The 24,546-nt window shown below is 68.5% G+C and carries 28 protein-coding genes; 9 read left to right on the top strand and 19 right to left on the bottom strand.

Annotated elements, in window-relative coordinates; genetic code table 11:
• The first annotated feature begins 12 nt into the window (after positions 1–12).
• From ACXN5W_RS04720 to ACXN5W_RS04705, 4 genes are all read left to right on the top strand, one after another.
• On the top strand, positions 13–462 hold the full coding sequence (locus tag ACXN5W_RS04720; protein WP_473156895.1) for a MarR family winged helix-turn-helix transcriptional regulator: 450 nt from the start codon (positions 13–15) through the stop codon (positions 460–462).
• A 306-nt stretch (positions 463–768) separates the two neighbouring features.
• Positions 769–981 (top strand): hypothetical protein, encoded by a 213-nt coding sequence (locus ACXN5W_RS04715; protein ID WP_473156894.1) that lies wholly within the window; start codon positions 769–771, stop codon positions 979–981.
• A gap of 229 nt (positions 982–1,210) precedes the next feature.
• On the top strand, positions 1,211–4,576 hold the full coding sequence (locus ACXN5W_RS04710; protein ID WP_473156893.1) for a BTAD domain-containing putative transcriptional regulator: 3,366 nt from the start codon (positions 1,211–1,213) through the stop codon (positions 4,574–4,576).
• Positions 4,577–4,693: 117 nt separating this feature from the next.
• Positions 4,694–5,035 carry a hypothetical protein gene (locus ACXN5W_RS04705; protein ID WP_473156892.1) on the top strand — a complete coding sequence of 114 codons (342 nt, stop codon included), beginning with the start codon at positions 4,694–4,696 and terminating at the stop codon, positions 5,033–5,035.
• A 99-nt stretch (positions 5,036–5,134) separates the two neighbouring features.
• On the opposite strand, the gene ACXN5W_RS04700 is transcribed toward ACXN5W_RS04705, so the two are convergent.
• On the bottom strand, positions 5,135–5,620 hold the full coding sequence (locus ACXN5W_RS04700) for a carboxymuconolactone decarboxylase family protein (protein WP_473156891.1): 486 nt from the start codon (positions 5,618–5,620) through the stop codon (positions 5,135–5,137).
• A gap of 182 nt (positions 5,621–5,802) precedes the next feature.
• On the opposite strand from ACXN5W_RS04700, the gene ACXN5W_RS04695 reads away from it, so the two are divergent.
• Positions 5,803–6,744, top strand: a complete 942-nt coding sequence (locus ACXN5W_RS04695; RefSeq protein ID WP_473156890.1) for an RNA polymerase sigma-70 factor — start codon at positions 5,803–5,805, stop codon at positions 6,742–6,744.
• A gap of 7 nt (positions 6,745–6,751) precedes the next feature.
• Here the strand turns inward: ACXN5W_RS04695 and ACXN5W_RS04690 are convergent, their stop codons facing one another.
• The 8 genes from ACXN5W_RS04690 to ACXN5W_RS04655 form a co-directional block, all read right to left on the bottom strand.
• The gene (locus ACXN5W_RS04690) at positions 6,752–7,552 is read right to left on the bottom strand and encodes a contact-dependent growth inhibition system immunity protein (RefSeq protein ID WP_473156889.1); all 801 of its coding nucleotides are present in this window, start codon (positions 7,550–7,552) and stop codon (positions 6,752–6,754) included.
• 107 nt (positions 7,553–7,659) lie between these two features.
• Positions 7,660–8,085 (bottom strand): hypothetical protein, encoded by a 426-nt coding sequence (locus ACXN5W_RS04685; RefSeq protein WP_473156888.1) that lies wholly within the window; start codon positions 8,083–8,085, stop codon positions 7,660–7,662.
• Positions 8,086–8,180: 95 nt separating this feature from the next.
• A complete protein-coding gene (locus ACXN5W_RS04680) occupies positions 8,181–9,788 on the bottom strand; it encodes an alpha/beta hydrolase (protein WP_473156887.1) in 1,608 nt (535 codons plus the stop codon).
• Positions 9,782–10,090 (bottom strand): WXG100 family type VII secretion target, encoded by a 309-nt coding sequence (locus ACXN5W_RS04675; RefSeq protein WP_473156886.1) that lies wholly within the window; start codon positions 10,088–10,090, stop codon positions 9,782–9,784. Before ACXN5W_RS04675 ends, ACXN5W_RS04680 begins: the two co-directional genes overlap by 7 nt.
• Before the next feature lie 346 nt (positions 10,091–10,436).
• Complete coding sequence (locus ACXN5W_RS04670; protein WP_473156885.1) at positions 10,437–10,718, bottom strand: DUF7660 family protein; 282 nt, start codon at positions 10,716–10,718, stop codon at positions 10,437–10,439.
• Positions 10,715–11,926, bottom strand: a complete 1,212-nt coding sequence (locus ACXN5W_RS04665; RefSeq protein ID WP_473156884.1) for a tyrosine-type recombinase/integrase — start codon at positions 11,924–11,926, stop codon at positions 10,715–10,717. Before ACXN5W_RS04665 ends, ACXN5W_RS04670 begins: the two co-directional genes overlap by 4 nt.
• Entirely contained in the window at positions 11,926–12,108 is a 183-nt protein-coding gene (locus ACXN5W_RS04660) for a helix-turn-helix domain-containing protein (protein ID WP_473156883.1), read from the bottom strand. The genes ACXN5W_RS04665 and ACXN5W_RS04660 overlap by 1 nt, the downstream gene beginning before the upstream one ends.
• A complete protein-coding gene (locus tag ACXN5W_RS04655) occupies positions 12,105–13,865 on the bottom strand; it encodes a replication initiator (RefSeq protein ID WP_473156882.1) in 1,761 nt (586 codons plus the stop codon). The genes ACXN5W_RS04660 and ACXN5W_RS04655 overlap by 4 nt, the downstream gene beginning before the upstream one ends.
• Before the next feature lie 68 nt (positions 13,866–13,933).
• Here ACXN5W_RS04655 and ACXN5W_RS04650 point away from each other — a divergent pair, with 68 nt between their 5' ends.
• Positions 13,934–14,326, top strand: a complete 393-nt coding sequence (locus tag ACXN5W_RS04650; RefSeq protein ID WP_473156881.1) for a hypothetical protein — start codon at positions 13,934–13,936, stop codon at positions 14,324–14,326.
• 35 nt (positions 14,327–14,361) lie between these two features.
• Here ACXN5W_RS04650 and ACXN5W_RS04645 read toward each other — a convergent pair whose 3' ends face one another.
• The 10 genes from ACXN5W_RS04645 to ACXN5W_RS04600 all read right to left on the bottom strand — a co-directional run bounded on the left by ACXN5W_RS04645 (position 14,362) and on the right by ACXN5W_RS04600 (position 21,136).
• On the bottom strand, positions 14,362–14,925 hold the full coding sequence (locus tag ACXN5W_RS04645; RefSeq protein WP_473156880.1) for a DUF2637 domain-containing protein: 564 nt from the start codon (positions 14,923–14,925) through the stop codon (positions 14,362–14,364).
• A gap of 3 nt (positions 14,926–14,928) precedes the next feature.
• Complete coding sequence (locus tag ACXN5W_RS04640) at positions 14,929–15,180, bottom strand: hypothetical protein (RefSeq protein ID WP_473156879.1); 252 nt, start codon at positions 15,178–15,180, stop codon at positions 14,929–14,931.
• Positions 15,177–16,838 (bottom strand): FtsK/SpoIIIE domain-containing protein, encoded by a 1,662-nt coding sequence (locus ACXN5W_RS04635; RefSeq protein ID WP_473156878.1) that lies wholly within the window; start codon positions 16,836–16,838, stop codon positions 15,177–15,179. Before ACXN5W_RS04635 ends, ACXN5W_RS04640 begins: the two co-directional genes overlap by 4 nt.
• 165 nt (positions 16,839–17,003) lie before the next feature.
• A complete protein-coding gene (locus tag ACXN5W_RS04630) occupies positions 17,004–17,408 on the bottom strand; it encodes a transcriptional regulator (RefSeq protein WP_473156877.1) in 405 nt (134 codons plus the stop codon).
• A 170-nt stretch (positions 17,409–17,578) separates the two neighbouring features.
• Positions 17,579–18,379 (bottom strand): hypothetical protein, encoded by an 801-nt coding sequence (locus ACXN5W_RS04625; RefSeq protein ID WP_473156876.1) that lies wholly within the window; start codon positions 18,377–18,379, stop codon positions 17,579–17,581.
• A gap of 228 nt (positions 18,380–18,607) precedes the next feature.
• Positions 18,608–19,378: a glycosyltransferase gene (locus tag ACXN5W_RS04620; RefSeq protein WP_473156875.1), complete on the bottom strand. Its 771-nt coding sequence runs from the start codon at positions 19,376–19,378 to the stop codon at positions 18,608–18,610.
• Complete coding sequence (locus ACXN5W_RS04615; protein WP_473156874.1) at positions 19,375–20,187, bottom strand: GntR family transcriptional regulator; 813 nt, start codon at positions 20,185–20,187, stop codon at positions 19,375–19,377. The genes ACXN5W_RS04620 and ACXN5W_RS04615 overlap by 4 nt, the downstream gene beginning before the upstream one ends.
• A 58-nt stretch (positions 20,188–20,245) precedes the next feature.
• A complete protein-coding gene (locus ACXN5W_RS04610; protein WP_473156873.1) occupies positions 20,246–20,575 on the bottom strand; it encodes a hypothetical protein in 330 nt (109 codons plus the stop codon).
• Complete coding sequence (locus tag ACXN5W_RS04605) at positions 20,565–20,915, bottom strand: hypothetical protein (protein ID WP_473156872.1); 351 nt, start codon at positions 20,913–20,915, stop codon at positions 20,565–20,567. The genes ACXN5W_RS04610 and ACXN5W_RS04605 overlap by 11 nt, the downstream gene beginning before the upstream one ends.
• Positions 20,912–21,136, bottom strand: coding sequence for a hypothetical protein (locus tag ACXN5W_RS04600; RefSeq protein ID WP_473156871.1), 225 nt, complete (start codon positions 21,134–21,136; stop codon positions 20,912–20,914). Before ACXN5W_RS04600 ends, ACXN5W_RS04605 begins: the two co-directional genes overlap by 4 nt.
• A 333-nt stretch (positions 21,137–21,469) precedes the next feature.
• Between ACXN5W_RS04600 and ACXN5W_RS04595 the strand changes: the two genes are divergently transcribed.
• From ACXN5W_RS04595 to ACXN5W_RS04585, 3 genes are all read left to right on the top strand, one after another.
• Positions 21,470–22,249: a GntR family transcriptional regulator gene (locus tag ACXN5W_RS04595; RefSeq protein WP_473156870.1), complete on the top strand. Its 780-nt coding sequence runs from the start codon at positions 21,470–21,472 to the stop codon at positions 22,247–22,249.
• A gap of 226 nt (positions 22,250–22,475) precedes the next feature.
• Positions 22,476–23,567 (top strand): nucleoid-associated protein, encoded by a 1,092-nt coding sequence (locus ACXN5W_RS04590; RefSeq protein WP_473156869.1) that lies wholly within the window; start codon positions 22,476–22,478, stop codon positions 23,565–23,567.
• Positions 23,564–24,544 carry a GTP pyrophosphokinase gene (locus ACXN5W_RS04585; protein WP_473156868.1) on the top strand — a complete coding sequence of 327 codons (981 nt, stop codon included), beginning with the start codon at positions 23,564–23,566 and terminating at the stop codon, positions 24,542–24,544. The genes ACXN5W_RS04590 and ACXN5W_RS04585 overlap by 4 nt, the downstream gene beginning before the upstream one ends.
• Positions 24,545–24,546 lie beyond the last annotated feature (2 nt).

Raw genomic sequence — 24,546 nt, 5'->3', positions numbered from 1 at the left:
TACCATAACCCGATGGCGGAGAATCCCGATGGTGGGCATGGCCAGCCGCCGACGCTGCTGGCCATCACCACGTTCCTGCTGTCCAAGGTTGGCCACCTGGCCCGGCGCCGGCTCGCCGAGCGGCTGACCGAATACGGCCTGAAGCTCTGGCACGTGGCCGCGCTGGCCTCGCTGGCCGACCTCGGACCGGACAGCCAGCGGGCCCTTGGAGAGCGGCTCGGCATCGATCCCAGCGACCTGGTCGGAGTGGTGGATGACCTTGAGTTCGCCGGCCGGGTCGTCCGCCGCCGCGATCCGGCCGACCGCCGCCGGTACGTCGTCACGATCACCCCGGCCGGCCGGGACATCCTGGCCGAGGTCGGACGGGTGGCCTCGGAAACCGAGGCCGAAGTACTCGCGCCGCTGACCGACCACCAGCGCGCCCAGCTACACGACCTGCTCCACCGCGTCTACACCGCTTGAAAGGAAGGGCCCCCTGTTATCGCTTTCTGTATAGGAAGGGTCCCCTCCTAACATTCGGCAGCCGCCGCACCACCGAGCCGCCGCACCACCGAGCCACCGCGCCACACAGCCCACCGCGCCAACAGCGTCGGCACAGGTGACGCCAGCGAGAGTGCCCGGGACAGGCGACACTGCCGGGCCAACAGCGCCGGAACGGGGGCGCCGCGCCGCGCGGGGCGGCACACTCAGCACGGGAACACTCAGCACGGGGATGCCGATCGGCACCGGAACGCCGATCGCCGGCCGGAGGATCATGAGGAGCACCGGATGCGTACCGTCAGCACCCTGTTCACCGACGGCCCGGCCGGCAGCACCCGGCGGGACCTGCCGGCCGACCTCGACGGTGTCCCGCCGGCGCGCTGGGTGCTCACCGGACACGAGGTGCCGGGCGACCACCTGTACGAAAGGGTCGGGCCGGATGCGGACGGCGGCTGGACGATGCGGTACGTCCGCACCGACCCCACGGGCATGACCGAATAGCCACACCGCGCCCGGACTGCGCGGCATGACCGAGTAGCCACACCGCGCCCGGACTGTGCGGCATGACCGAGTAGCCGCGGCATGACCGAGTAGCCACAGCGCGCCCGGGCTGCTCGAACCGTCGCACCACCAGTATCAGCGCCACTCACCGGCACCCCGACGGTATGGCGAGAACCGGATTTCCGACACAGCGATCCGGTCGCCCGGTCGCACCCGTACGGTCGCGGGCATGGCGCAGGACGGCTGGTATCCGCCCCGGCTCAGCCGGATGGCGCCGGCGGCTCCCGTTCCCCGACTCGACCGGCCGGCGCCGCTGCGGGTGCTCTCCGCGGCGGCCACCCGGCTGGTCACCTGCGTGGTCGCCGGTCCGGGGTACGGCAAGACGACGCTGCTGGCCGACTGGGCGGGGCGGACCGGTGCCGCCTGGTACACCGTCGAGGACCGGGACCGCGACCCGGCTGTGTTCGTCGCCGGCCTGCTCGCCGCGGTCCGGGACCGGATGCCGCTCGACACCGCCCCACCGGCGAGCCCACTCGGCCCACCGACGAGCCCGCTCGGACCGCAGGCCGGCCGGGCGTCCACGGTGGATGCGATGGTCGCCAACCTGGCCGAACTCCTCGACCGGGCGCTCACCACCGACCTGGTCCTGATCCTCGACGACTGCGCCGAGTTGCCGGTCGGCAGTCCGGGCGCGGCGGTCCTGGGAGCGCTCTGCCGGCAGGCACCCGCCCGGCTGCGGCTGGTGCTGGCCGGCCGGCGGGATCCACCCGTCCGGCTGGCCGGGCTGCGCGGTCGCGGGCTGGTGGCGGAGCTGACCGCCGACCAGCTCCGGTTCACCGCCGCCGAGACCGCGGCGCTGCTGGACGCGGTGCTGGGTGCCGGTGGCGCGAGCCTGGCCGAGTCGGCGTACCGGCTGAGCGGGGGTTGGCCAGCCGCGGTCCGGCTGCTCGCCGAGACGCTGGCCCGGGTTCCGCCCGTCGACCGCCCGGCCCGGTTGGCCGGGCTGCACCGGGCCGGTGGCGGTCTGGTGGAGTACCTGGCCGAGGAGGTCGTCGCCGGTGCGGAACCGGCGGCGCGCACGCTCTGGCCGCTGGTGGCCGACCTGCCGGGGTTCACCGCCGGTATGTGCCGGCCGGCCGGCCTGGACATCACCGAGGCGACGCTGCGGGACCTCGTCCGCCGAGGGTTGCTGCGCGCGGTCGAGGACGGCCCGGAACCGCTGTTCGCCGTACCCCCGATGTTGGCCGACGCGGTCCGGACCGCCCTGCCGGCTCCGGCGTCCGGCCCCCGGGACGCCGTGCGGACCGCCGTCGTCGACTGGTTCGTGGCCCGGGGGCGCTCCGGCGAGGCGCTGCGGGCGGTCCGCGCGACCGGCGATCCGGCCGCCCTGGTCGCGCACCTGCACCGGTACGGCGACCGGCTGCTGGCGGCCGGTGAGGTCGCCGCCGTCACGGACGCGGTCGACGGGCTGCCCCGGCGGGCCCGGACCGCCACCCTGTACCGGCTGACGGGGCAGGCCCGGCAGATCCGGGGCGACTGGGTGGGCGCGCTGGCCGATCTGCGCCGGGCCGCGGGCGACGATCGGACGGTACCGGCCGGACTGGCCTGGCGGACGGCGCTCATCCACTACTTCCGGGGTGAACTCGACGACGCGCTCGCGCTGCTCAACCGGGGCCTCGACGATCCCGCGCCGGCCGACGGCGACCGGGCCCGGGTGCTCGGCTGGCTGGCCACGGTGCACTGGCTGCGGCAGGACCGGGAGCGGTGCCGGGCGGCGGCCACCGAGGCGCTGGAACTGGCCGCCGGTGGTGACGACGACGGCGCGCTCGCCGTGGCGCACACCGCGATGGCCATGCTCGCCGTGCTGGAGGGTGACCAGAGCGGGAACGTGACCCACTACCGGTACGCCGAACGGGCGGCCGAACGGGCCGGTGACCGGCTCGCGCTGATCCGGGTCCGCAACAACCTCGGTTCCCGACTGCTCGAGGAGGGCGCCTACCGGGCCGCCCTACCCGCGTTCGAGGAGGTCATCCGGTTGGCCGGGGAGACCGGGTACGCCTCGCTGGGCACGCTCGCGCTGCACAACCGCGGGTTGGCGAATCTCGGGCTCGGCCGGCTGGACGAGGCCGTCACGGACTTCGGCGCGGCGGTGGCCAGCTACCGGGAACTGGGCAGCCGGATGGTCGCGTACCCGCTGATGCGACTCGCCGAGGTGTACCGGTTGCGTGGCGAGCTGGGCCAGGCCCGTACGACGTACGAGCAGGCGGTGGCGGAGGCCCGCGCGGCCGGTGACGCCCAGGGCAGCGTACCGGCCCTGGCCGGGTTGGCCCGGGTGCTGGTCGACGAGGATCCCCAACGGGCCGGCGCCCTGGTCCGGGAGGCCCTGACCGGTGGACCCGGCCTGCCGGAGACGGAGGCCCTGCTCGCCGCCGGCTGGCTGGCGCTGGTGGGTGGCGACCGGGCCAGCGCCGCCGGCTGGGCCCGGCGGGCCCGCACCGCCGCACAGGCCCGGCACCACCGCCCACGGCTGGCCGAGGCCATCGAGCTGGCGGCGCTGGCCGAGGACCGGCCCGAGCTGGTGGATGTCCGGCTCACCGAGGCGGCTCAGCTGTGGGCCGCGATGGAGCACCGGCTCGGTTCGGCGGTCAACGACTACCTGCGGACCCGGCTGGCCGGCCGACCGACCGGTGGGGCCGAGCACCGGCTGGGCAGCCTCGGCGTACCGGTCGACGGCGCGCGGCACGGCGCCGGTCCGCTGCGCTGGCTCGCCTGCGGCGCGGCCCCGCCGGCGGTCCGGCTGCGCACGCTGGGTGGGTTCACGCTGTTGCGCGACGGGGTCCCGGTGTCACCGGAGCAGTGGCGGTCCCGCAAGGCCCGCGACCTGCTCAAGCTGCTGATCACCGAGTACGACCGGATGGTGCCCCGGGAACGGTTGGCCACGGCCCTGTGGCCGGACGAGGATCCGGACCGGGTCGCCAACCGGCTGTCGGTGGCGCTGTCGACGGTGCGCGCGATCCTCGACCCGGGCCGGCGGTTCGACCCGGACCACTTCGTCCGGGCCGACCGGGTGAGCGTCGGGCTCGGCGCGCTCGACGTGGACGTGTTGCACTTCCTGCGTACCGCCTCGACCGGCCTCGCCCGGCTCGCCACCTGGCAGGCCGGGGACGGCGTCGACCCCGAGCCGGTACGGGCGCTGCTGGCGACGACCGCGGCCGGGTACACCGGGGATTTCCTGGCCGACGACCCCTACCTGGACTGGGCGACACCGCTGCGGGAGCGGGCCCGGGCCCGGTACCTCCAGGTCGTCCGCGCGCTCGCCGAGTTGTCGGCGGCGCACGGTGACCCCGACGAGGCCGTGCAGTACCTGTTGCGGCTACTCGAACACGACCCCTACGACGAGGCCGCGCACCTGCGGCTGGTCCGGGTGCTGCGGCAGGCCGGCCGGCACGGCGAGGCCCGCCGGGGCTACCAGCGGTACGTGGCGCGGATGCGGGAGTTGGACGTCGAACCGGCGCCGTACCCGCAGCAGCGGCCGGCCCGGCCACCAGCCGAACCCCACCCGCCGGCCGGAACCCGGTCGCCGGCCGTTGTTTAAGGCTGGTCAAAGAGTGCCGCCGATCCTGGACGGCGAGGGTCGCGACGCGTCGTCGCGGCAGCTCACGCAACAGGGTCGCGACGCGTCGTCGCGGCACCGCGCACACCAGGAGGAACCATGCGTACGACCCTTCGCCGCCGGGTGGCCGCGGCGCTGGCCGGGACCGCCCTCGCCGGCGCGCTGGCCCTGGCGCCGGCGACCCCGGCCTTCGCGGACACGCCCTGCCCGGCCGGGGTCTTCACCCAGGTCGACTTCTACGTCAACCCGCTCTGGCCGGTGACGCCGCGGATCCAGGTCAGCGGCACCCCGTCCTTCTCGTACCGCTGGTACGGCACGGCGTTCCCGTTCTTCTACGAAAGCGGACTGATCTTCGGCACCTTCACCGATGTGCTGATCCCGCCGGGCGTGGGCACCACCCTGGAGATCAGGTGTACCACCAACGGCAGGTTCACGCACTGAGTCAGGCTGTCTCCGGGGTCGAGGTCCTGGTCGATCCTCATGACCAGGACCTCGACCCTCATCGCCGGGGCCTCGGCCGGGCCGGTCGGAACGGCCGGCCTAGTTGAAGGCGGCGGCGAACATGCCGGCCTGGTACGAGCCGCCCCGCTGGCGCGCGATCACGCCGAGCCGGTTGGCCGCGTTGATCAGGGCGACCAGGCAGACCAGTGCGGCGATCTGGTCGTCGTCGTAGTGCCTGCCCGCCTCGGCCCAGGTCTCGTCGGACACGCCCTGGTAGGCGTCGGCGAGCCGGGTCCCCTCCTCGGCGAACGCCAGCGCGGCCCGTTCCGCCTCGGTGAAGACGTCCGACTCGCGCCAGGCGGCGACCAGGTTGAGCCGGACCGCGGTCTCGCCATCGGCGGCGGCCTCCTTGGTGTGCATGTCGATGCACCAACCGCAGCCGTTGATCTGGCTGGCCCGCAGCGACACCAGTTCCTGGGTGGCTTTCGGCAACGTCGACTGCGCGACCACCAGGCTGGCGTTGGCGAACCGCTTGGCGAACTTCCCGCCGATCTCGTTGTCGAACAGGTTGATCCGAGCGCTCATGATCCGTCCTCACTCTTCGTTCCTGGTGAACGAACATGAGATGCCGGCCGACGGATCCCTGTGACGGTACGTTCCGGTGACGCCCGCCACAGGCGGCGGAAATCGGCTGCCGGCCCGGTGTCACACGGCCGTGGGTTGGGGCGTCTCATGGGTGACGCCGCCAAGTGAACAGGAGTCGACCCATGCCCGGCAGGTCGCAGACCCCACCTACCGAACGTGGCCGGTACGGCAGCCGCGACGGCCGGCCGGACGCCGCCACCGAGGCGTTCCTCGACCATCGCAACCTGCTGTTCACCGTCGCCTACGAGATGCTCGGTTCGGCCGCCGACGCGGAGGACGTACTACAGGAGACCTGGCTGCGGTGGGCGGGCGTCGACCTCGACGCGGTGCGGGACCGGCGCGCGTACCTGGTCCAGATCACCACCCGGCAGGCGCTCACCCGGTTGCGTACCCTCGGCCGGCGCCGGGAGTCCTACGTCGGGTCCTGGCTGCCCGAGCCGCTGCTCACCACCCCCGACGTGGCCGAGGACGTCGAGCTGGCCGACAGCGTCTCGATGGCGATGCTGCTGGTGCTGGAAACGCTCACCCCGACCGAGCGGGCGGTCTTCGTGCTGCGCGAGGTGTTCGACGTCGGATACGACGAGGTCGCCGAGGCCCTCGACAAGAGCCCGGCCGCCGTCCGCCAGATCGCCCACCGGGCCCGGGAACACGTCGCGGCCCGCCGGCCCCGCCAGGTCGTCTCCGCTACGGACACCCGGTACGCGCTCGACGCGTTCCAGCGGGCGGTCGAGACGGGCGAGTTGCAGAGCCTGCTCGACATCCTCGCACCGGACGTCGTCCTGATCGGCGACGGTGGCGGCGTCAAGCAGGCCGTCCTACGGCCCGTGGTGGGGGCCGACAAGGTGGCCCGGTTGCTGGCCACCGGGACGGACCGGGTCGGCGCCCGGATCTCCATGCGGCCGGCCCAGGTCAACGGCTGTCCGGCGCTGATCCTCCAGCTCGGCGGCCAGCTCGACACCGTGCTGGCGGTACGCATCGACGACGGCCTGATCACCGGGCTGTACGCCGTACGCAATCCGGAGAAGCTGTCCCGGATGGACCGGGAGACCACCCTGCGTCGCTGACCCGGGATCAGTCGTCGGCCCCGGACGGTTGGGCCGTGAGGAACTCCGAGATCAGCCGCTGGATCTCACCGTGCGGTGCGCCGTACCCGGTGAGATCGCCCAGACCGCGGACCTGCTGGACGACGTCCCGCACCCGAACGAGCGAGACCGGATCCGCCACCCACCGGGCACGCTCGACCCCGAGCACCACGGCAAGCAGGTCCCCGGGAAAGCGGCCACCGTCCAGAAGCGGTTCCCGTTGCAGCCAGGCCGCCGCGCGGGGCAGGAGGATCTCCGTTCCCACGTCCTGTGCCAGGAGCACACGCAGGTCAGCCGCGCCCAGGCCGCCGATGGGTCGGCGGCGCAGCTCGTGCGCCCGACGTACCAGGGGGGTCGCCTCGGCCGTCGCCGCTGGCCAGACGTCGTCCTCCAGCTGTTCCAGGGACAGGTCGTCCTCGGCGTCCGCGCACACCGTCCACCGGCCGTCCTCGTACCGCAGATACAGGATGCCGACGTGGGACGGGCGCCGGAACCGGCTGAGGGCGAGGTCGCCGAAGACACGAACGCTCAGGATCTCGATGCCGGACCAGCCACCGGCTTGCCCCTCCCCGGCTTCGGCCTGATCCTCCCGACCGGGATCGTCAGGATTCTCCTGGTGGGGATCATCAGGGTCCTCCTGGTCGGGGCCGAAGACGTTGTCCAGGAATTCTTCAGCCTCGTCGGCGCACATCAGCGCGGCCATCTCGCGGGGCACTCCCCGATCCACCGCCACCGAGAAGTCTCGGACCAGGTCGCGGATCAGTGACTCATCATCGTCCCGGGAGGCCATACCAGGCATCCTGTCAGGACGCCGCGCTCCGCCGAAAGCCGACCGCCGGCACTCGCCCCGCCGATCGCCGGGTGGTCACCGGTCGGTCATCCCGGACAACCGGTCGGTCATCCCGGATATCTGCCGTCGGGCGGCACCACGCACGGCGACCTCACGATCAACGCCAGCCAGACCCGGTCGCCGGAACTCGCCCACGTGATACTGAAGCCATCGGCGGGTACTCGCAGCCGGAGTTCACCACCGGTGTCTCCAGCGAGATCGCGGGAACTCACCACCTCGTATCCCGTCGCCGAGGCTTGGTCACGCAGCTTCGCCAGCGCTGACCGGTGTTGATCCGCCGGCAGGGTCACGTGGCTGTAGCCGCTGACGTAGAAGCGTCCGTCCGTTCCCGCCGCACCGTTGGACCCGTCGCAGGGTGCGGGGCCGACCTGTGGTTCGGCGGGGTCAGGCGTGCCCTGGTCCACCAACGCGATCGCGGCGGTGAGGTGCGTCCGGGTGGCTTCCTCGACCTCGGCGAGGGACTGCGTCTGCAAGGTGGGGTCTTCCTCCCTGGGCGGGGGCGCGGGATGCGAGCAGCCGGTGGTCAAGGCGAGTCCTAGCGCTATGGCCAAAGCGGCGTGCCGTCGTGTCACTGCGGCGGTCTCCCGAAGTCAAGGCTGACGTCTCCGTACATGCCCACAACGATTCGGGCCTGGTTGTCGAGGCTGTCGCTATTTGGCATCCAGTAGCCGCTGTGCCCCACGGTGTCTACGTGGTATCGATTGGCGCCGAAGGATGGATCGCTCGGTTCTGGCCCGTGAATGCCAGGGATACCGCCAAGATCACCCGAGATCGGGTCGTCCGCCGCCGCTCCGGCCCAAACATGCCGCGGGTCCAGTTGGAGAGCCCGCGCATCGTCGACGTGCATGCCGGGGCTGCCTGCCGTGACGATGTCATCGACGGCCAAGCCGTCGCCATGGCTGGCGGCCTCACCGATGACGGTACTGCCGTAACTGTGCCCGAGCACCGTGGTGTGTGCCGGTCCGGAGGTGTGGGCGGCGTGCAGGCCGTCGGTGAAGTTGTCCAGCTCGGGCGCACCTGCCTCGGACAGTCGGTCGGAGACGGCGCTGCCGTCGAGGCCGGGTGTGTCGTACCCGAGCCAGGCGATCACGGAAACGCCACCGGCGGTCGCTCCGCCCAGCCGGGCTGCCTCCCGCTGCAGGTCAGCGGCCCGGTCGATCTGGCCGCGCATGCCGTCGAGCGTGGTTCCCACCCCTGGCACCATCACCGCCGTGTGCCGGGCGGTGTCCGGGTTGCCGACCGCCACAATGGCCCGACCGTCGCCGTTGTTGTTGAGGCCGAGGAGCAGCAGTTGCTGATCGGTCGGACCGAAGCGGCTGGCATCCAGCTTGTCGAGCAGGTTGGTCAGGCGGGACCTGTCACGCTCGCCCTGCTCACTCCAGCTCGACGCCATCTCCAACTCGCCGAGGTGCGCGTGCAGGGCCAGCCGGTTGGCTTCGTCCCGAGTGAGCGCCGGAAGGCCGTTCAGCGCACCGATGCGTTCCGGATAGGCCGCCAGATAGAGCTGGCGTTGGTCGTCGGTCAGCCCTCGCCACCAGGCAGCGGCCTGGGCAGAGTCGGCGGGGATGGTGGCTTCGCCGATCCCGAGCAGGGCGGCGGCCTCCCGCGCGTCGGTGACCGCGTCCTTCCACTCGTACGGATCCATGGCGCCCGGCCGGTCAGGTTCCAGCCGGCCCAGGGCGTGCTGGACGTTCTGGTCCTCGGTGGTGGCCTCGGCCACCAGCTTGCCGATCAGCTCGGTGTAGATGTCGGCGTTCTGGATATCCCGCTGCCGAACTTTCGACTGCTCAACGCTGAGCACCTGGAGGCCGTCAAGTGGCGGCGGATGCACCACACCGTCGCCGTCCACGGTCAGGCCGAGCAGCGCGACGGCGTCGAGCGCGGCGTCGAGGCGTTGTTGAATGTTGCGGAACCGGGCCGCGGCCGCGTTCAGGACGGCGGTGACCGTCCGGCTCTGCAGCGCGGCGAGGCCGACCTGGCCGCCAATGTCCGACAGCCGGTGGAAGGCGGCGTCGGCGGCCAGACCCGCCCAACTGTTCGCCCGCAACGACCGGGTGACGTCCTGGTCGACGCGCTTCTCCAGGCCGGCCATCTTCCCGGCGAGCGACCGCCAGGCCGCCGCGGCCTCCGTCAGCGCGCCCAGGCGTACGTCACGAAGGTCGGCGAAGGTCACCATCCAGCCACCGCGCCGAAGTGGTCGGCGTTGGCATGGTCGGTCTGGCGGTAGTCCCGGGCGCAACCGCGCAGCCCGTCGCTCATCCGGGTGAACTGGTCGGCCAGCTTCCTCAGGTCGTCCCCCCAGAGCCAGAGCAGGTTCTCCACGGCCCGGGCGGTCCGCCAGCCCGTCAACTCGTGTACGGCCTGTTGCGTCTCCGGGGTGACGGCCGAGGCGTTCCGGCGCAACTCTTCGCACAGGTCATCCATGGCCAGCGCTCCGGCGTCCAGCGCCGCCGGGTCCACGCGAACCTCGTCAGGCATAGACAATCCTCCCTGCAACTCAAAGTAGCAGCCTGAGTACGGAGGATGAAGGTTGGCGAATGGTACCGATCGACGGAGGTGACCTGAGCGGCTTGGCGTCGACCCGAGCCACGGCAGCCGGGTCGGCTCCACCGTCGCCATCGATCGGGCACGTCACTGAGCCGGCCGACTATCGGCCTTGATCAGGACCGTGAGCTGGTGGGCGACGGACGAGTCGACCTGTACGCCGGATTATGAATGGGACACGCACCCTGAGCAGGCGTTCCGGTCGCCAGATACCCGCTCAGGGCGTCGCCAGGGCGTCAGGGCGTGACCGTCCTTCTCCCGGGTCCCTGACGGTTGAGGATCATTCGTACCCGCTCGCCATGACGAGCGCCTCGGCGAGGAGCTTCCAGGTGGGCTGGTCGGGGAAGCTCTCTCCCCGGTTCGCGTAGAGGGAGGGCAAGCCCTCCAGTGACGCCGACAGAGCGTCGAGAAAGCGTTCCAGCGTCGGGTTTTCCCAGTCGCTCGGGTGTCGACGAAGATCGCTGAGCATTTCATTGACGACTCGCGCCAGGTCGGTGTGAGAGGCGATCTGATCGAGGCCGCTCACCTCGGCGAAGCGGCCTGTCTCGTAGGGGTTACTCATCTGACCATCGTCCCTTGCTGGGCGTTGAACAGGTCATCGATGGCGTTCCGGGTGCGTTCCTCGCTGGCCGGCATCAGGTGCGTGTACACCCGGAGCGTGAAGCCCGGATCGGCGTGGCCGAGGTACGACGCCAGGGCCTTGATGCTCTCCCCCGCGTCGAGCAGCGACGAGGCGTAGAAGTGGCGTAGTGCGTGCATCCCGGTGGCCCGGGTCGGCGTGATGCCGGCCGCCACGACAGCCGGTCGCCAGCTCTTGTTGTCGAAGGTGCGCCGGTTGATCGCACCCCGCCGGGTGGTGGTGAACAGCAGCGGCACCGTGACCCGCTCGTCATCGGCCGGGTTCTCCCACGGCAGGGTGAGCGACACCGGGGCGAAGTCGTCGACGTGCTTCCGCAGCACCAGGGCGACGGAGTCCGGCAGCGGCACCCGACGATCACGGTCGTTCTTGGGCAGCCCGAAGACGAGCCGGGAGCGGACGAGCTTGACCTGACGCGAAACGTGCACCCAACCGGCGTCAAAGTCGATGTCATCGACACCGAGCCCCAGGATCTCCCCCTGCCGTAGCCCGCAGCCCGCGCCGAGGTCGACCATCGGGCGGTACCGCTGGGCGAGGCCACCGCGGATTGCCGAAACCTGGTCGTACCGCCACGGCACCACCCGACGCTGAACCGGTCGCGGCGGCTTGACCGACTTTGCCGAACAAGGATTCTTCGCGATCCGTTCGTCGTCGACCGCAGCGCCGAGGATCGTCCGCAGGTGCGCGAAGACCACAGCCCGGGTCGCCGGAGCCAGCTTGCCGACCATCGCGGCGTCCCACTCCCGGATATGCCCCGGCTTGATCGACGCCAGTTGCCGAGAGCCGAAGAACGGCAGCAGGTGTTTCCGTACCCGGAACTCGGTGCTTTCCCTGGTCGACTCGTCGAAGGAGCGCGTCCGGAGCCAGGTTTCGGCGTACTCCGCGAAGGTCATCCGGCCGGCGACCGGGTCGACGTAGGACCCCCGGAGCTTGTCCGTCTCGGTCGAGACGAGGAACGCCTCGGCCTCGCGCTTGGCCCGGTCGGGGTAGGACTTCTTCCGTTCCTTGCCGTCCGGCCCGATGTACCGCACCCGGTAGCGCAGCCCTTTGCCGAACAGATTCGTCTTGACCCGCTCCCGTCGCCCGCCCGGGTGGTGAACCGTCTTGTACCAGCGATCCTCCACGTGCCCCATCAGGCCGCCATCTGGTCACGTACCCACGCCCGGACCGCTTCCGGCTCGTACCGCAGGTGTCGACCGACCCGGGCCGCAGGCGGACCGTACTTGATCTTCCGCCAGCGGTACAGCGTCTCCTGCGGCACCCGCAGGTACGCCGATACGTCCGCGACGGTCCACAGCTCGTCGTGCTGGTTCACCGTTGCCCCTCCCCCGTGCTGGTGACCGTTGCTTCCGTCGGCGCCACCGGTAACTGCGCCGCCCGGTCCTTGGCGGCGAGGAGTTCGGAGCGCCACCGGGCGCGTTCGCTGATCGAGCGCAGGAGCCGGTGTGCGAGCGGCGGTACGTCCTCGTCGTCGGGTCGGGCGAGTTCCCAGGCGTGGGTGACCCGGTCGGCGGTGGCGCCTTGGACGTCGACGGGTTCGGTGGTGGCCGCGTCGGTGGTGACGCCGAGTAGGGCGCGGACCCAGGCGCGGGCGTCGTGTTTGTGGTCGGCGAGGGTCTTTCCGGACCAGTCGCGGGAGATGAGGATGCACCGGCCGCCGATGCCGAGGGTGTCGCGTTGGTGGACCTTGCCCTTGCAGCGGCCGGGCTTGAGCTTGGCGTGCGCCTTGCGCGGTTGGACGCCGTAGAGCAGCCAGTTGGCGCACCGGTCCGTGCAGGGGGTGACCCGGAGCTGTTGCCAGAGCCGGTCGAGGTGGGCGCGTTGCCGGTCGGTGGTCGGCTTGTGGCAGTCCCCGGCCTGCTTGGTGATGTACTTCGTGATGTAGCGCACAGTCCGGGCGGCGTCCTCGGTGCCGGGCATGACGCCGCGGGCGTCGACCTGGGCGCCGAAGCGCACGACGTGGACGGGTTGGGCGTCGTCGTCCTGGTCGATGGCGTCGAGGGCTTCGGTCCAGGTCGGCAGCGCCCGCCGGGTGTCGGGATCGACCCAGACCGCAGCGTCTGCGTCCCATACCGGGGGCCGGTCGGGGGTGTACGCCTGGACGTCGGTGGCCGGCCACCACACCTGGTGGTACGTCGCGGCGGCGACGGTGCGGAGGATGTCGCGTGGGATGGTGCCCCGGATGGCGAAGTGCGCGTGTGGGGCGAGTCGGCGTTGTGGCTCGACGCAGCCGGCGTACTGGACGTTCCATCCTTCGCACCGTCTGAGGTTCTGCCAGAACCGGTCGAGCAGTCGGGGGAAGTGGACGGCGTCCCAGGCGGCGCGGCGGTAGTCGTACCGGTCGGGGTTGACCGGGGTGCCGTCGGGGCGGACCGGGCCGTAGGAGTCGAGGGTGAGGGTGAGCCACATCGACGGTCGGTAGGTGTGGCCGTCGGGTGCGGTGTAGGTGCGGCCGACCGTACGCGGGTCCACCTTGCGGCGGGGCAGGTCGGGCGCGTCCTGCCGCCGCCGGGTGGACCGCTTGCGGCGAGGCCCGGTGTCCTCGTCGTCCTGCTCGCCGTCGGGATTGGCGTGCGGTGGGGCGACCCGGCCGCGGAGTCCTTCGGCGCCGATCATCTCCTCGACTTCCCGGATGGCCTCGTCGAGGTCGGCGACCTGGTCCCACTGGCTGGCGCGGGCGGCTTCATCGCGGCCGAACTCGAAGTGCGCCCGCAGCAGGATCAACGCCTTCTGGTCGTCGGTGGCCGGCTCGGGCGCGGGTACGGGTTCGTCGGTGCGATGCCAGCCGTCACGGATCTGCACCTGCCGCAGCCGTCGGTTCCGCTTGGCGCACGGCGGGCACTTGTCCTCCCGGGTCGCGCCGCAGGGCAGGTCGATGACCTCGGTCTGCCCGGTGTTCAGGTCGGTGCGGCGCATGGCCAGGGGTCGGATGCAGACGCCGTACTCGGTGGCGATGTCCTTGAGCACATCGACCGAGCGGGGCAGCGCCATCCGGGCCGCCCGGGAACCCGGCCGAGGAGCATCCGCAGCCGGGGCGATCGGTTCGAGGCCCGGCAGGGTCGGCGCGGTCATCGTGCACCAGCCCGGCGATCGTCGGCCGTAGGGCAGACAGGTTCCGTTCGAGCTGCCATGATTTCGGGGTGCGTACCTACACCCCGGGTCGCAACTTCAAGGAGCGCCCATGGCCGGACATCGCTGCACGGTTCCATGAGGTGGCCGGCTTCTCGCCGAACTCCCGGCACATGGCGGACATCGTGGACAGCATCCTGACCTGTGGCGGCGCGGAGCGGCTGGCAGGGCTCACCTCGATGTTCGACCTGATCGTCGCCGCCAAGCCACTGGTCCAGGACGGGCCGAACCACCTCGTGATCGTGCACGCACCGAACAACCTCCGGATCAAACCTGGCTGGGTGCATATCGAGCACCAGACCGTAACCGGACGGAACGATGCGATCAGCCGCCCAGTGGAGGATGCCGTACCGCTGTTCTGGCGATTCATGATCGAGAAGTTCGGGATCGAGCCGGTGCGATAGCCGCCGTTCCTGTGGCCGGAGTCGGATTCGACCAGTCATCGGGCACCCCCGGCCGGTCGGACGACGCCGAGTGGTGGCAGCACTGTGGACGAGCCGGCTCGAACCGGCAGGGGCACGGCTGGAGGTACCGGCCGGATTTCGATCACTGGTTCGGCCGGTACCGGATCGGGGTCGGCTTCGACGGGCGGTGCGAGGTGGGGCGGCGCGGTGTCGGTCGGAACCGGGCCGGGTCGGCTGGTGGACAGGACGACCTTGACCAGGGCGAGGAACGCCAGGGACGGTACGGCTGCGACGGTCCAGCCCCACACGGTCGGTTCCGCCTCCGCAACCTGGGCGGCCAGGGAGAGCAGGGCGAAGCCGGCGAGCAGGGTGGCGACGAGACCGACCGGACGGCCGACGCGGCGCCGGGCGCGGATTTCCAGGCCGAGGTAGATGGCCATGAGTTCGACGGCGACGGCGTTGGCCCAGCCGATCCAGTCGGGTTGACCGTGGGCGACGGTCAGGTCGTGGACGTGGGTGAAGGCGGCGGCGCCGGCCATCCCAGCGATGGCGAGCAGGATGAGCACCCGGGCGGCGGTTTCGGCGCGGTTGTGGATCATCGGTCACCTCCGGTCAGGGCGGATGGTGGTGCGGACGTGGTCGGGTGGGTCGCCGAGGGAGGCGACGGCTTCGGACAGGCAGCGCCACAGCGCCCACGCCTCGTCCGGGGTGAGGTACATGCGGCGCCGGCCGCCGCCGACGGCGAGGTAGACGGGGAACGGGTCGGGCCGGTCGGGGTCGACCCGGACGGAGACGGCGGTGTCCGCACCGGTCAGGCCGGGGACGCGGAGCCGGTAGAACCGGCGGCCGGTCACGGCTGTTCTCCCCGGTCGCGGTCGAGCTGGCCCCTGTCAGGGCCGTCGCGGTCGGACTTGTCGCGGTCGAGGAGGTTCAGCAGCGAGTTCGGTAGCAGTGGCCCGAGCGCCGGGCGTGGCTTCGGCACCCGGGAGGGTTCGGGGGTGGTTTCCCGGCCGACCTGGGCGAGGATGTCCGCCGCGTGCTGCGGGGCCGGGTAGTGCCGGGCCATCTCGCGGATGTGCTGGTCGGTGAGGTAGGAGAACCGGACCCGCATCGGATCGGGGGTGCCGTCGAGGATGACGTAACCGACGCCCTTGGCCCATCGGGGCATCTGATCCGCGAGAGCACCGCGATTGCGGGCACCGTCGCCGAGAATCATGTCCACCTGGGACTCCTCGGTCAGCCCGAGCGCGATCCGGGTCGGGAACAGATCCCGAAACGGCAGAACCTCCTTGCGCGGGTCCTGCAACGCCGCCACCACCAACACACCCACCCCGGCCCCCTGGGACAACAGCAGCCCCAGCGACGAGGCGATCCGACGCCGCAGGTCGGGATCTTGCAGGTACGCGGTGAGCGCGGCCAGCTCGTCGACGACGACCACGACCAAGGGGTCGGCCTCGGTCGGGGTGTGCACCCGAACGGTGCCTGCGAGCCGGGACTGTCGGTCCCGCAGCACTGTCACGGCCTCGTCGAGCAGGTCGGCCATGGCCTCGAAGGACTTAGCGGCGAACCGGGCGAACATCGGCCGGCCCATCGCGAACTCCATACCGCCCTTGGGATCGATCACCCACAACCGCACCAGGCCGGTCGTGACCCCGTTCGCCAGCGCCCGGACCAGGGACCACAGCACCGAGCCCTTGCCCCGGCGGGTCGCGCCACCGATCAGGACGTGCGTGGCCAGCAGGTGCAGGCACCAGACCCGCAGGTCTTCCCGCCGCGCCAGGGGTAGGGCGGTGAAGTCCGGCACCACATGCGGAGAAAACGGGGGTACGACCGTGCGCAGCGCATCGGTACGGACCAGGACCAGGTACACCACCGACGGCCGATCCCGGAACCGCCACCGATCCACCAGTCCGAGCACCAACGCCCAGGAGCCGGTACGAGTCGGCGGATCATCCGGGCGTTCCGAGTAGACCCGGGCATGCCGGCGGCCGAAGGCGTACGCCAGGTTCGCCGTCGCCTTCTGGAACTCCGCCGGGGTCTGCCCGCGCACCATCCGGATCGTCAGCACGTCAAGGGCCTGGTCGGAGCGGACCCTGAGCAGTTCCGGCAGGACGGTCCGATGCTCGTAGGTGCGGGACAGGCCGCACAGGGTCATGGCCTCCCGCCACGCCCGCCGGTACACGAACACCTGCCGCCACCGGCCGAGGATCGGTCCGGTGCACCAGGCCCACCAGGACGTTTCGTGCCGCCACCGCCAGATTGCCGACGCGGCACTCATCAGGACCAGCGGGACGACGATGCCCGGCCAGCCGTACCGGATGAAGGATGTGATGGCGCCGGCCGTGACACCCACGGTCACCGGGTGGCGCAGGCACCACCAGCAGAACCGGGCCGCCGCGCGTAGCAGCAGACCCAGCACCACCATCCAGACTGGCAGTTCGAACCGCTTCGGGCGGATCACCACCAGATCCCCGGCCGTGGTCATCACGACCTCACCCCGCGGCCGGCGCATCACCACGCACCGCCGGGAGCCGCTACGGGGTGCCGATCCGGCATGAGGGCAGCACGAGCCCTACGCTTGACCATGTCACTACCTCTCTCCATGCGAGTAGGGGGAAGACAGAGGGCGGGGCTGCCGTCCGCCAAGACCTGACAGCCCCGCCCACACCTGATGCGGCTACGCCGCCGCCTTCTGCTTGCTCGTGTTCACACCCGCCGGGGCGCGCATCCCGGTCGCCCGCAGCGAGTACGCCATCCGACCGTTGTTCGCCACATACGGCGTGACAGTCATGCCGTCGAACTCCACCGCCTCGAACGGCGTCCCCGTCGGCGGCACCGGCTGGTAGTCAGCCGAGATCTTCACCGTCGTCTCCCGGGACCGCTTGCCCAACTCCGGGTCAAGGTCCATCACCCGGACCTGCCACACCCGCTGGCCGGTCACCTTGTCCTTCGCCGGCGACCGCCGACCGGTCTTCTCGTCGTAGTCCTCCACCTCACCCAGCGACTCGGGTACCAACGCGCACCCCGCCGGGAACACGTCCTCACATCGGACCGAGAACCTGGTCCCGCCCCTCAGAGCCATCGCCCAACCTCCAGCTTGTAGACCTGTCTGCCAAGTTGTACTGAGCACGGTAACCCCAACTTGGCAGACAAGTCAACGGGCTTTGTCTAACTCGTGCCGGTGCTACAAGGGCCTCTATTCACTTCGGCATACGCCCAGGCGACCTGGGCCCGCCTTCATGAGGCGCCCAGTCATGCCCTGCCCAGGCCCAGCGGCCCGACGTTGAACTGATGCTGGACCCAGGATTTGATCGCTTTCGCGAGCCGCTCGCCGAAGTATGGCGCGAGATCAACCGAGTAGCTCGTGCTCACCTGCGCAAGGTAAGCATCCCTGGCATAAGCCTCTGCATTGTTCGCTGCGAAATTTGCGAATTCTCGCAGTGAATTTTGGGAGACACTCACCTTTGCCGCTCGGGCCAACTCCTCGTAGACCGGTAGCCAAGTCTCTTCATGGCGGCACCTACGCCATTGTTCGATCTTCGCTGCTTCCGTCAGGTTAGCCGAGTATGGCAGCAAAGAACTTAAGTTGCGGACCGATCTCTCTATCCGCACCCTCCGCCGAATGTTCGCGATTGAGGCATCATCAATGACTTCCGAGAGAGTTATCTCTCCCGCAGCCAAATTCGGCACCTGAGCACGCAGGGAGGCAATCATGTGCACGAGCACGTCATCCACCCAGCCGTATGACATAGCGAATGCAGCCAGGTCACGGCTGTAATCCGCTTTGCTTGCCCATCTGCGATCGAAGGTCGATTCATGGACTCGAAATTCACGCGCTCGCAATTCGGCTACCAGCGTCTGCCTACTGGCAATCCTTCCACTTCGCTCTTGTGCGATTTCTGATCGCAGATTGCGGCCAAGACAGATGTCAATTCCTGCTTCCAGGAAAGCTAAGGTGTCGGGGAGATTGACATCTCTGGGGTTTCGAATCGTTGGCATGAAGCCAGGGGGCAAGATCCTCTTCGCTGGCCCGGGCTTGTTCTTGTGCGTCATGGCAAGAGGCTGCCCTAAGGGGTGGAGTTCCCACAAGTACTCCCCTGAATGTGTGGAGCGACTCCGCCCCAGGAAAGTGAAGATAATTTGATTCTAAGGTAGCCGATGCCGAATCGTAACCAAAGCGGATTGCATGTCATCCGCACCGAGGATCGGCTACATCACCCGTGGGGAAAGCTTCCTACAGACATCGAGCGGCCACGGCAAGCGGGGCAGCGCGGACACGAGCTATCCCCGAGACGTAGGTGCAAGGCCATTCGACAGGATCGTGACCAGGGCGTCTGCTCTAGACTCGATGATCTTCATGCGAGCGGCATACTCCACCGGGTCGCGATGGGTGGCTTGGCCGGTCATTTGGCCGGGCCACTTCCGGTACAGCAACCCTGGCTCCGGCGTAAACCAGCCCTCGGTGGTGACGCTGGCGGCTAGGAGCAGACCCGTGTCCTCAGACGCCGGCAACGCCATCCAGCCGCCGAGTGCCAGAAGTAGGCCCCGCCGCATACACAGCGTGGCTGGATGAACCGGTGCCCGGTAGTCGTGGGCCTTCCAGAGTGCGAGGACTTCGCCGCGGGCGATGCGTCCGGCTGGTGGGTCCATATCGAAGCCGATGGTGTGGCCGTCGGGCATGAGGTCTAGGACGCGGGAGGTGGTCCACCCGATGTCGGGGTGTTCCTCCAGGGCCGCGATGTCGCGGGCGAGGGTGCCGGGGGTGAGTTGGTCGTCGGCGTCCAGGACCTTGATGTACTCCCCCTCAGCCCGGGCCAGGGCGAGGGTGCGGGCGACGCCGGGTCCGCCGGGTCGGCCGCTGCCGCCACTGATCCTCGGGTCTGCATTGGGGAGATGGTCGATGAGCAGGTTGTGTTGGCCGTCTTCTTGGGCGAGCCATTGCCAGTCCCACCCGTCGGGCATCTCCTGTGCGGTCAGGGAGGCGTATGCCTGGGCGAGGTATCCGATGCTGGGCCCGTGGACGGCGGTGATGACCGAGACGAGCCGGGTCACGCCTTCCACCGCTTCAACACGGTGGTGTAGACCAGTTCAGTCCGGTCCCCCGGCAGGACGATGTCCGCGACCTCGACCACTTGGCCGTTGATGTCGGTGGAGATCTTCCGGACGGTCAGCACGGAGACGCCGGCTTCGATGTCGAGGAGTTCAGCCTCATCCGGTGAGGGTGGGCGGGCGCGGATCTCGTCGGTGATCTGGTCGACCTCGACGCCGATGGTGTGCAGTTGGTGCATGGTGCCGCCGGGCCAGGGCTCGTTCTCCTGATCGAGCAGGTCGGGATTCTTCGCCACCAGCTCGTACGGCAGGTACGAGTACGAGATCGACAGGGGGGCGCTCTCGTGGCGGGAACTGGTCCAGTACACCCGCCGCAACAACCGGGTACCGACCGGCAGGTTGAACACGGCGGTCATGTCCTCGTCGGCGTCCACGCTGGTGTATTCGGCGTGGAACTTCAGGTCATCGACGGTCAGGCCGGTGTCGTGTTCCGTACCCCCGGAGCGGCGGCGTTCGACCTCGCTGGCCAGCGCGCGGTCTTTCTCCCACTGGTACCGGTCGGTGTTGCGGCGCCGCACCCGCTGCCGGGGTGCACGGACGTAGGTGCCCCGGCCCTGCTCGGCGCGCACGAGGCCCCATTCGCGGAGTTGGCGGATGGCGTTACGGACCGAGGTGCGGGAGAGGCCGGAGGTGTCGGCCAGCTCGGTTTCGCTGGGCATGGCCGAGCCTTGCGGGAGTTCCCCGGACACGATGCGGGCGCGTAGGTCCTCGGCCAGTTGCAGGTAGCGCGGTCGCCAGTCCCGGGGGATCACGCCGGTAACGCTACCGCCTAGACGTTGGTACGTCTGCCGGGTGGTCGGGTCGGGCCGGTCAGTCACCGTCGGACCGGGCCACAGCCCGCCGGGCGGTACGGGTTTCCCGCAGGATCTCGTGACCGCGGGCCAGGTCGAGCAGGAACCGGCCCACCTGGTCGACGGTCAGCACGATGCTCTGCGTCGGCCCGTAGCGGGTGGTGTCGATGCGCAGCATCGGTTCCCGGCGACGGAACCGGTCCAGGAGGACGTGCAGGCTGATCCACCCGCCGCCCTCGGAGCCGATGGTGGTCAGGTCGGTGCGGTGCATCGGGTCGTCCGGGCCGCAGCCCTCGCACCAGGGCGGGCACTCTCCCCCGACAAGCTCTGAACGCTCGTCACTGTTCATCGGTGGCCTCCTGGGTAGGTGGGGTGTAGCCGGCGTCGGCGAGCAGGTGGTCCAGTCGGCGGGCGAGCTGCCAGGCGTCGGGCAGGGGCAATTCGACTGTCCCGGCGATCCGGCTGATACCGGCGGCGTGTAGGCCGATCAGGGGTGGTTGGCCGTGGGAGGCGACCAGGTGGACGATCACCAGTCCAGCGCCGCACACCGTGCCGAGACGGGCGGACGACCCGACGTGCCGGCGGGGCATGTGCGACATGATCGGCGGTACGAGGTAGCCGCAGCGCCGCCGGTCACACCACACGGGATGCTCCGTCTGTCGCGCGGGTGGTTGCGGTTGGCGGGTCACCGGTTCCACCGCCCGCCGTTGCTCCGGTACGCCTGGCCGAGGGTGAGCAGCGGCGCGTACCGCAGATTCGGCAGCTTGACGGTCGGACTGTCAGCCCACCGCAGCGATGTTGCTGTTGGAGATTCGGTGGTCTTGGCGTGTCGGGCCAGTGTCTGGGTTGGCCGGCGGTTCCAGGGCCACCAGGACCAGCGGCCGTTGTGTCGACGGTGGGAACGGATCATCGCTGCACCTCCACGGCGACGGGCGAGGGAGCCGGTGGCCGGCCGCCTGGGAGTACGCGAGCCGACCACCGGCCCCTCGACGGCACGGCGCACACTGATGCGGGCAGTGGCGGGTAGCGCCGTGCTGGGACTGTGGGCACGTCGAATCAGCGCCACCGGCCGCTGCCGAAGACGCGAAGAAACCGTTGAGTGCGGCCGGGGCCGGTCCTGGTGCCAACCCCTTGTCATCAGCCGTCCCCGACCGCCTTCGAAACGTACCTACAACTAGACGACTTGTCTATACATCTGGCATGACGCGTGCCGGACCGGTTGAGAACCCGGCAGACAGGTACCGTGACCGATGTGCCAACCCCGCACAAGCAACCCCGCTACCGCGCCATCGCCGACGAACTCCGCCACCGCATCACCAGCGGAGCCATCCCGGCCGGCGCGTTGATCCCCTCCGAACCCGCCCTCATGCGCGAATTCGGCGTCGCCCGCGGCACCATCCGCCAAGCCATCGCCCACCTACGCGCCGACGGCACCGTCACCACCGAACACGGACGAGGCACCTACGCTCGCCCCTCCACTCAACTGAGCCGCCTCCAGCCGCACGCGCCCCGGCAGGCAGGGACGAATACCGGATGCCTGGATCGCTCGATAGGTTCAGCAGTCGATGAAGAGCAGGTCAGTGGCGAACACCGCGAGGTGACCGCTACACCGGAACTGGCGGAACTTTTCAACGTGCCCGTGGGAGCCATGCTCCTGGAGCGTCAGGCGCTCGTGCGCGTCAACGGTGTTCCGCAGCAGCTGATGACCTCCTACTACCGGCTAGGCGACCTAGGCGACGCCTCGCTTGCGCTCTTGGACAAGCCACCTGCGCTCTCCGCGCACATCGTCCTCCTAACCCGGCTCGGACGACCTGTCACCAAGAGCGTCGAGACGATCCGAGCCCGCATGCCCACGGACACCGAGGAAGGTGCGCTCCAGATGTCCAGAAACACGCCTGTCCTCTCCATCACACGCCGCACCTACTCAGGACACCGCGTCGTAGAGGTTGCCGCAGATATCGTCCTACCCGCCGACCGGATCGAGTGGGAGTACGAGTACTTGTTCGCTGTCGACCACCGTTGAGTCGCCAACGAGGCCCCCGGGAAGGCGCGACATTCAATACCACGAGGTTGTTTCGTGCGGAAGACGGGTTCACGATAGATGGATTGATCGCATGAGCCGTCTTCACGACAATGCCAGGAGACTGATCGTGAAGGGGATCGGCAGCGACACCTTGCCACCGATCCACCCTGAGTCATCGAACAAGTGTCCCAATAACTCATAACCAACGAGAGCAACATCGCGAAGGATGGGCGAAGTGCAGGCGTCCGTAGGGCTAATCAAGATCACTAAGGCAATCGTTCACACAATCCCCAGGGTTTCAAGGTCCGACGCGAACCCACCCTCGGTCGTGATGGGTAACGCCGTTTGCAACCTCGAAGGCGAGGCCGAAGCTCAGTTAGAAACCCGCCTCCGCGACGTTGTAAAGAAAAACGGACGGCAAATCGTTGAAAACGATGCCGTCACGTCAAAGACACCTGAGACGATACGGAATCTCCTAGCGGACCCTTCGATCGATTTTGTTTCAACCTCCCAACAATTAGCACAAATCTTAAGGGATAGCCAATCGGGAACAACCTCCGCTGGAATACTACTAGTCGCAGAATGCATCGTTGACAACTCGCGCTCTATCCTACTAGTTAAGATTGAGCAGGAAGGAGGCATGCGGGCCGAAGAGTCTGTTGAAGCAGCCGGCGCGCAGGCTGTCAGGTACTTTTCGGACCTCTTCCTAACGAGTCGGTCGAAAGTCTACAAGGTCGGCTTGTTTCGAGCTGCAGACCTGGACGGCGGATTGTTATACGGGTGGGCAGCAGATCGGCAGATGACTGGAGGAGAGGTCGCTGCCTTCTTTCTTCGGAAGTACCTCGGCTGCCGCCTACTGGAGGAGCCAAAAGAGGTCACTCGCCTCTTTTATCGCTACACCCAAGACTGGATTAACCAAAGTACTGGCAACCCCGAACTCCGCACCCGTTATGCCATGGCTCTCGCCTCCGAGCTGTTGAGTGAGCGGACGACTGTTTCACCACGTGGCTTTGCGACGACGCATATTAGAAACGGGCAACGCGACGACTTCCTCAATTTTCTAATGAAGAAGGACGTCCCAACCTCCACCTTCGATAAAGACACCTACTTCGTAGAAACCAAGTTGAAGCAATTTAGCATCGCTTTCGAGAGCGGACTTACGCTCGCTGGACCGAACTCTGTCCTCGACAGCGACCTAATCAAGTTCGAGCAGGGGGACGGGCAAGCAGATAGGATAATCATTACAGACAGGATGGGGCCAGTTCGAGGACGAGGAATACCGGGGAAGCAAGCGGCAAAAGATGAGCAGCCTGAATGAGTGACATCGCCGCAGAGGCCAGGGTTCGCTATTCGGAAGAGCGGCCACGCTACGAGCAGCTAGCCCAAGAAACCGCCCAAAGAATTCGCCTTCTTGCTGTGAAAGCGCGAATCGATTGCACTGTTACCTATCGCGCAAAGGAGGTTGGAAGCTTCGTCAAAAAAGCTATAGTTAATGACTTATCCGACCCATGGAAGCAAATATATGACAAAGCCGGGGTTCGGGTCGTCGTTCGCCACTCAGGGGACTTAGACCGCGCCGAAGAGATGGTCCGCAGCAATTTCCACGTCACTTGGTCCGCAGACGACCGCAAGGAAGGCGGGGACGAGGACAGGCTGACTTACCCTCGCCTTCACCTGCAGGTTAAGCCGTTTCTACCAGTCGCGCCCGGTGGAGCCGAACCGGACGAAGACCGTGACTGCGAAATCCAAATCCGAACGGCGGCGTCGGACCTTTGGGCGGTTATGTCCCATAGGCTCCTGTATAAGCCGTCGACTGATCTGCCGAGAAGTGTCAGACGCTCGTTGTATGGTCTGCTTGCGTTGGTCGAAGTCTACGACCGGGAGGTTGCGCGGGCCATGGAAGCGATGTCCGACCTGCCCGACTACTTCCTGAACTCGGTCCTTGACCAGACCGAAAGAATCTTTTACACGTTCTGCACAACCAAGTACAACGAGCAACTCTCGCGAGAAGTTTTGAATGCAGTTCTTCTTGCGATGGACTTCGATGAGCAACCAGATTATCCGGACAGGATCGAGTCCTTCGCGGAACGAGAGCGATGCCGATTACAGGAGATATTCGATCGTTACGGCCCGACTAGTGCCGCCGGCAAATCCGGATCATTCGTCCTCCTTGGCCAACCCGAGAGCATAGCTATCTTCGAGCGACTGGAAAGCAGCCCCATGCGGCTTGAGCAAGTATGGCTAGATCGACTACCGGAAGACTTACTAAGGGAGATGCAGAGTCTTAGTCTTTAGCC

Source organism: Plantactinospora sp. A48 (assembly GCF_055793945.1).
The sequence above is the reverse complement of the archived record's forward strand: the minus strand, read 5'-3'. Positions and strand labels throughout refer to the sequence as shown.

What these genes read in the sequence shown, in the direction of transcription:
- ACXN5W_RS04720 (WP_473156895.1), top strand. Translation starts at nt 13, where the DNA reads ATGGCGGAGAATCCCGATGGTGGGCATGGCCAGCCGCCGACGCTGCTG.
- ACXN5W_RS04715 (WP_473156894.1), top strand. Translation starts at nt 769, where the DNA reads ATGCGTACCGTCAGCACCCTGTTCACCGACGGCCCGGCCGGCAGCACC.
- ACXN5W_RS04710 (WP_473156893.1), top strand. Translation starts at nt 1,211, where the DNA reads ATGGCGCAGGACGGCTGGTATCCGCCCCGGCTCAGCCGGATGGCGCCG.
- ACXN5W_RS04705 (WP_473156892.1), top strand. Translation starts at nt 4,694, where the DNA reads ATGCGTACGACCCTTCGCCGCCGGGTGGCCGCGGCGCTGGCCGGGACC.
- ACXN5W_RS04700 (WP_473156891.1), bottom strand. Translation starts at nt 5,620, where the DNA reads ATGAGCGCTCGGATCAACCTGTTCGACAACGAGATCGGCGGGAAGTTC.
- ACXN5W_RS04695 (WP_473156890.1), top strand. Translation starts at nt 5,803, where the DNA reads ATGCCCGGCAGGTCGCAGACCCCACCTACCGAACGTGGCCGGTACGGC.
- ACXN5W_RS04690 (WP_473156889.1), bottom strand. Translation starts at nt 7,552, where the DNA reads ATGGCCTCCCGGGACGATGATGAGTCACTGATCCGCGACCTGGTCCGA.
- ACXN5W_RS04680 (WP_473156887.1), bottom strand. Translation starts at nt 9,788, where the DNA reads ATGGTGACCTTCGCCGACCTTCGTGACGTACGCCTGGGCGCGCTGACG.
- ACXN5W_RS04675 (WP_473156886.1), bottom strand. Translation starts at nt 10,090, where the DNA reads ATGCCTGACGAGGTTCGCGTGGACCCGGCGGCGCTGGACGCCGGAGCG.
- ACXN5W_RS04670 (WP_473156885.1), bottom strand. Translation starts at nt 10,718, where the DNA reads ATGAGTAACCCCTACGAGACAGGCCGCTTCGCCGAGGTGAGCGGCCTC.
- ACXN5W_RS04665 (WP_473156884.1), bottom strand. Translation starts at nt 11,926, where the DNA reads ATGGGGCACGTGGAGGATCGCTGGTACAAGACGGTTCACCACCCGGGC.
- ACXN5W_RS04655 (WP_473156882.1), bottom strand. Translation starts at nt 13,865, where the DNA reads ATGACCGCGCCGACCCTGCCGGGCCTCGAACCGATCGCCCCGGCTGCG.
- ACXN5W_RS04645 (WP_473156880.1), bottom strand. Translation starts at nt 14,925, where the DNA reads ATGATCCACAACCGCGCCGAAACCGCCGCCCGGGTGCTCATCCTGCTC.
- ACXN5W_RS04635 (WP_473156878.1), bottom strand. Translation starts at nt 16,838, where the DNA reads ATGCGCCGGCCGCGGGGTGAGGTCGTGATGACCACGGCCGGGGATCTG.
- ACXN5W_RS04630 (WP_473156877.1), bottom strand. Translation starts at nt 17,408, where the DNA reads ATGGCTCTGAGGGGCGGGACCAGGTTCTCGGTCCGATGTGAGGACGTG.
- ACXN5W_RS04625 (WP_473156876.1), bottom strand. Translation starts at nt 18,379, where the DNA reads ATGACGCACAAGAACAAGCCCGGGCCAGCGAAGAGGATCTTGCCCCCT.
- ACXN5W_RS04610 (WP_473156873.1), bottom strand. Translation starts at nt 20,575, where the DNA reads ATGAACAGTGACGAGCGTTCAGAGCTTGTCGGGGGAGAGTGCCCGCCC.
- ACXN5W_RS04600 (WP_473156871.1), bottom strand. Translation starts at nt 21,136, where the DNA reads ATGATCCGTTCCCACCGTCGACACAACGGCCGCTGGTCCTGGTGGCCC.
- ACXN5W_RS04590 (WP_473156869.1), top strand. Translation starts at nt 22,476, where the DNA reads ATGGGCGAAGTGCAGGCGTCCGTAGGGCTAATCAAGATCACTAAGGCA.
- ACXN5W_RS04585 (WP_473156868.1), top strand. Translation starts at nt 23,564, where the DNA reads ATGAGTGACATCGCCGCAGAGGCCAGGGTTCGCTATTCGGAAGAGCGG.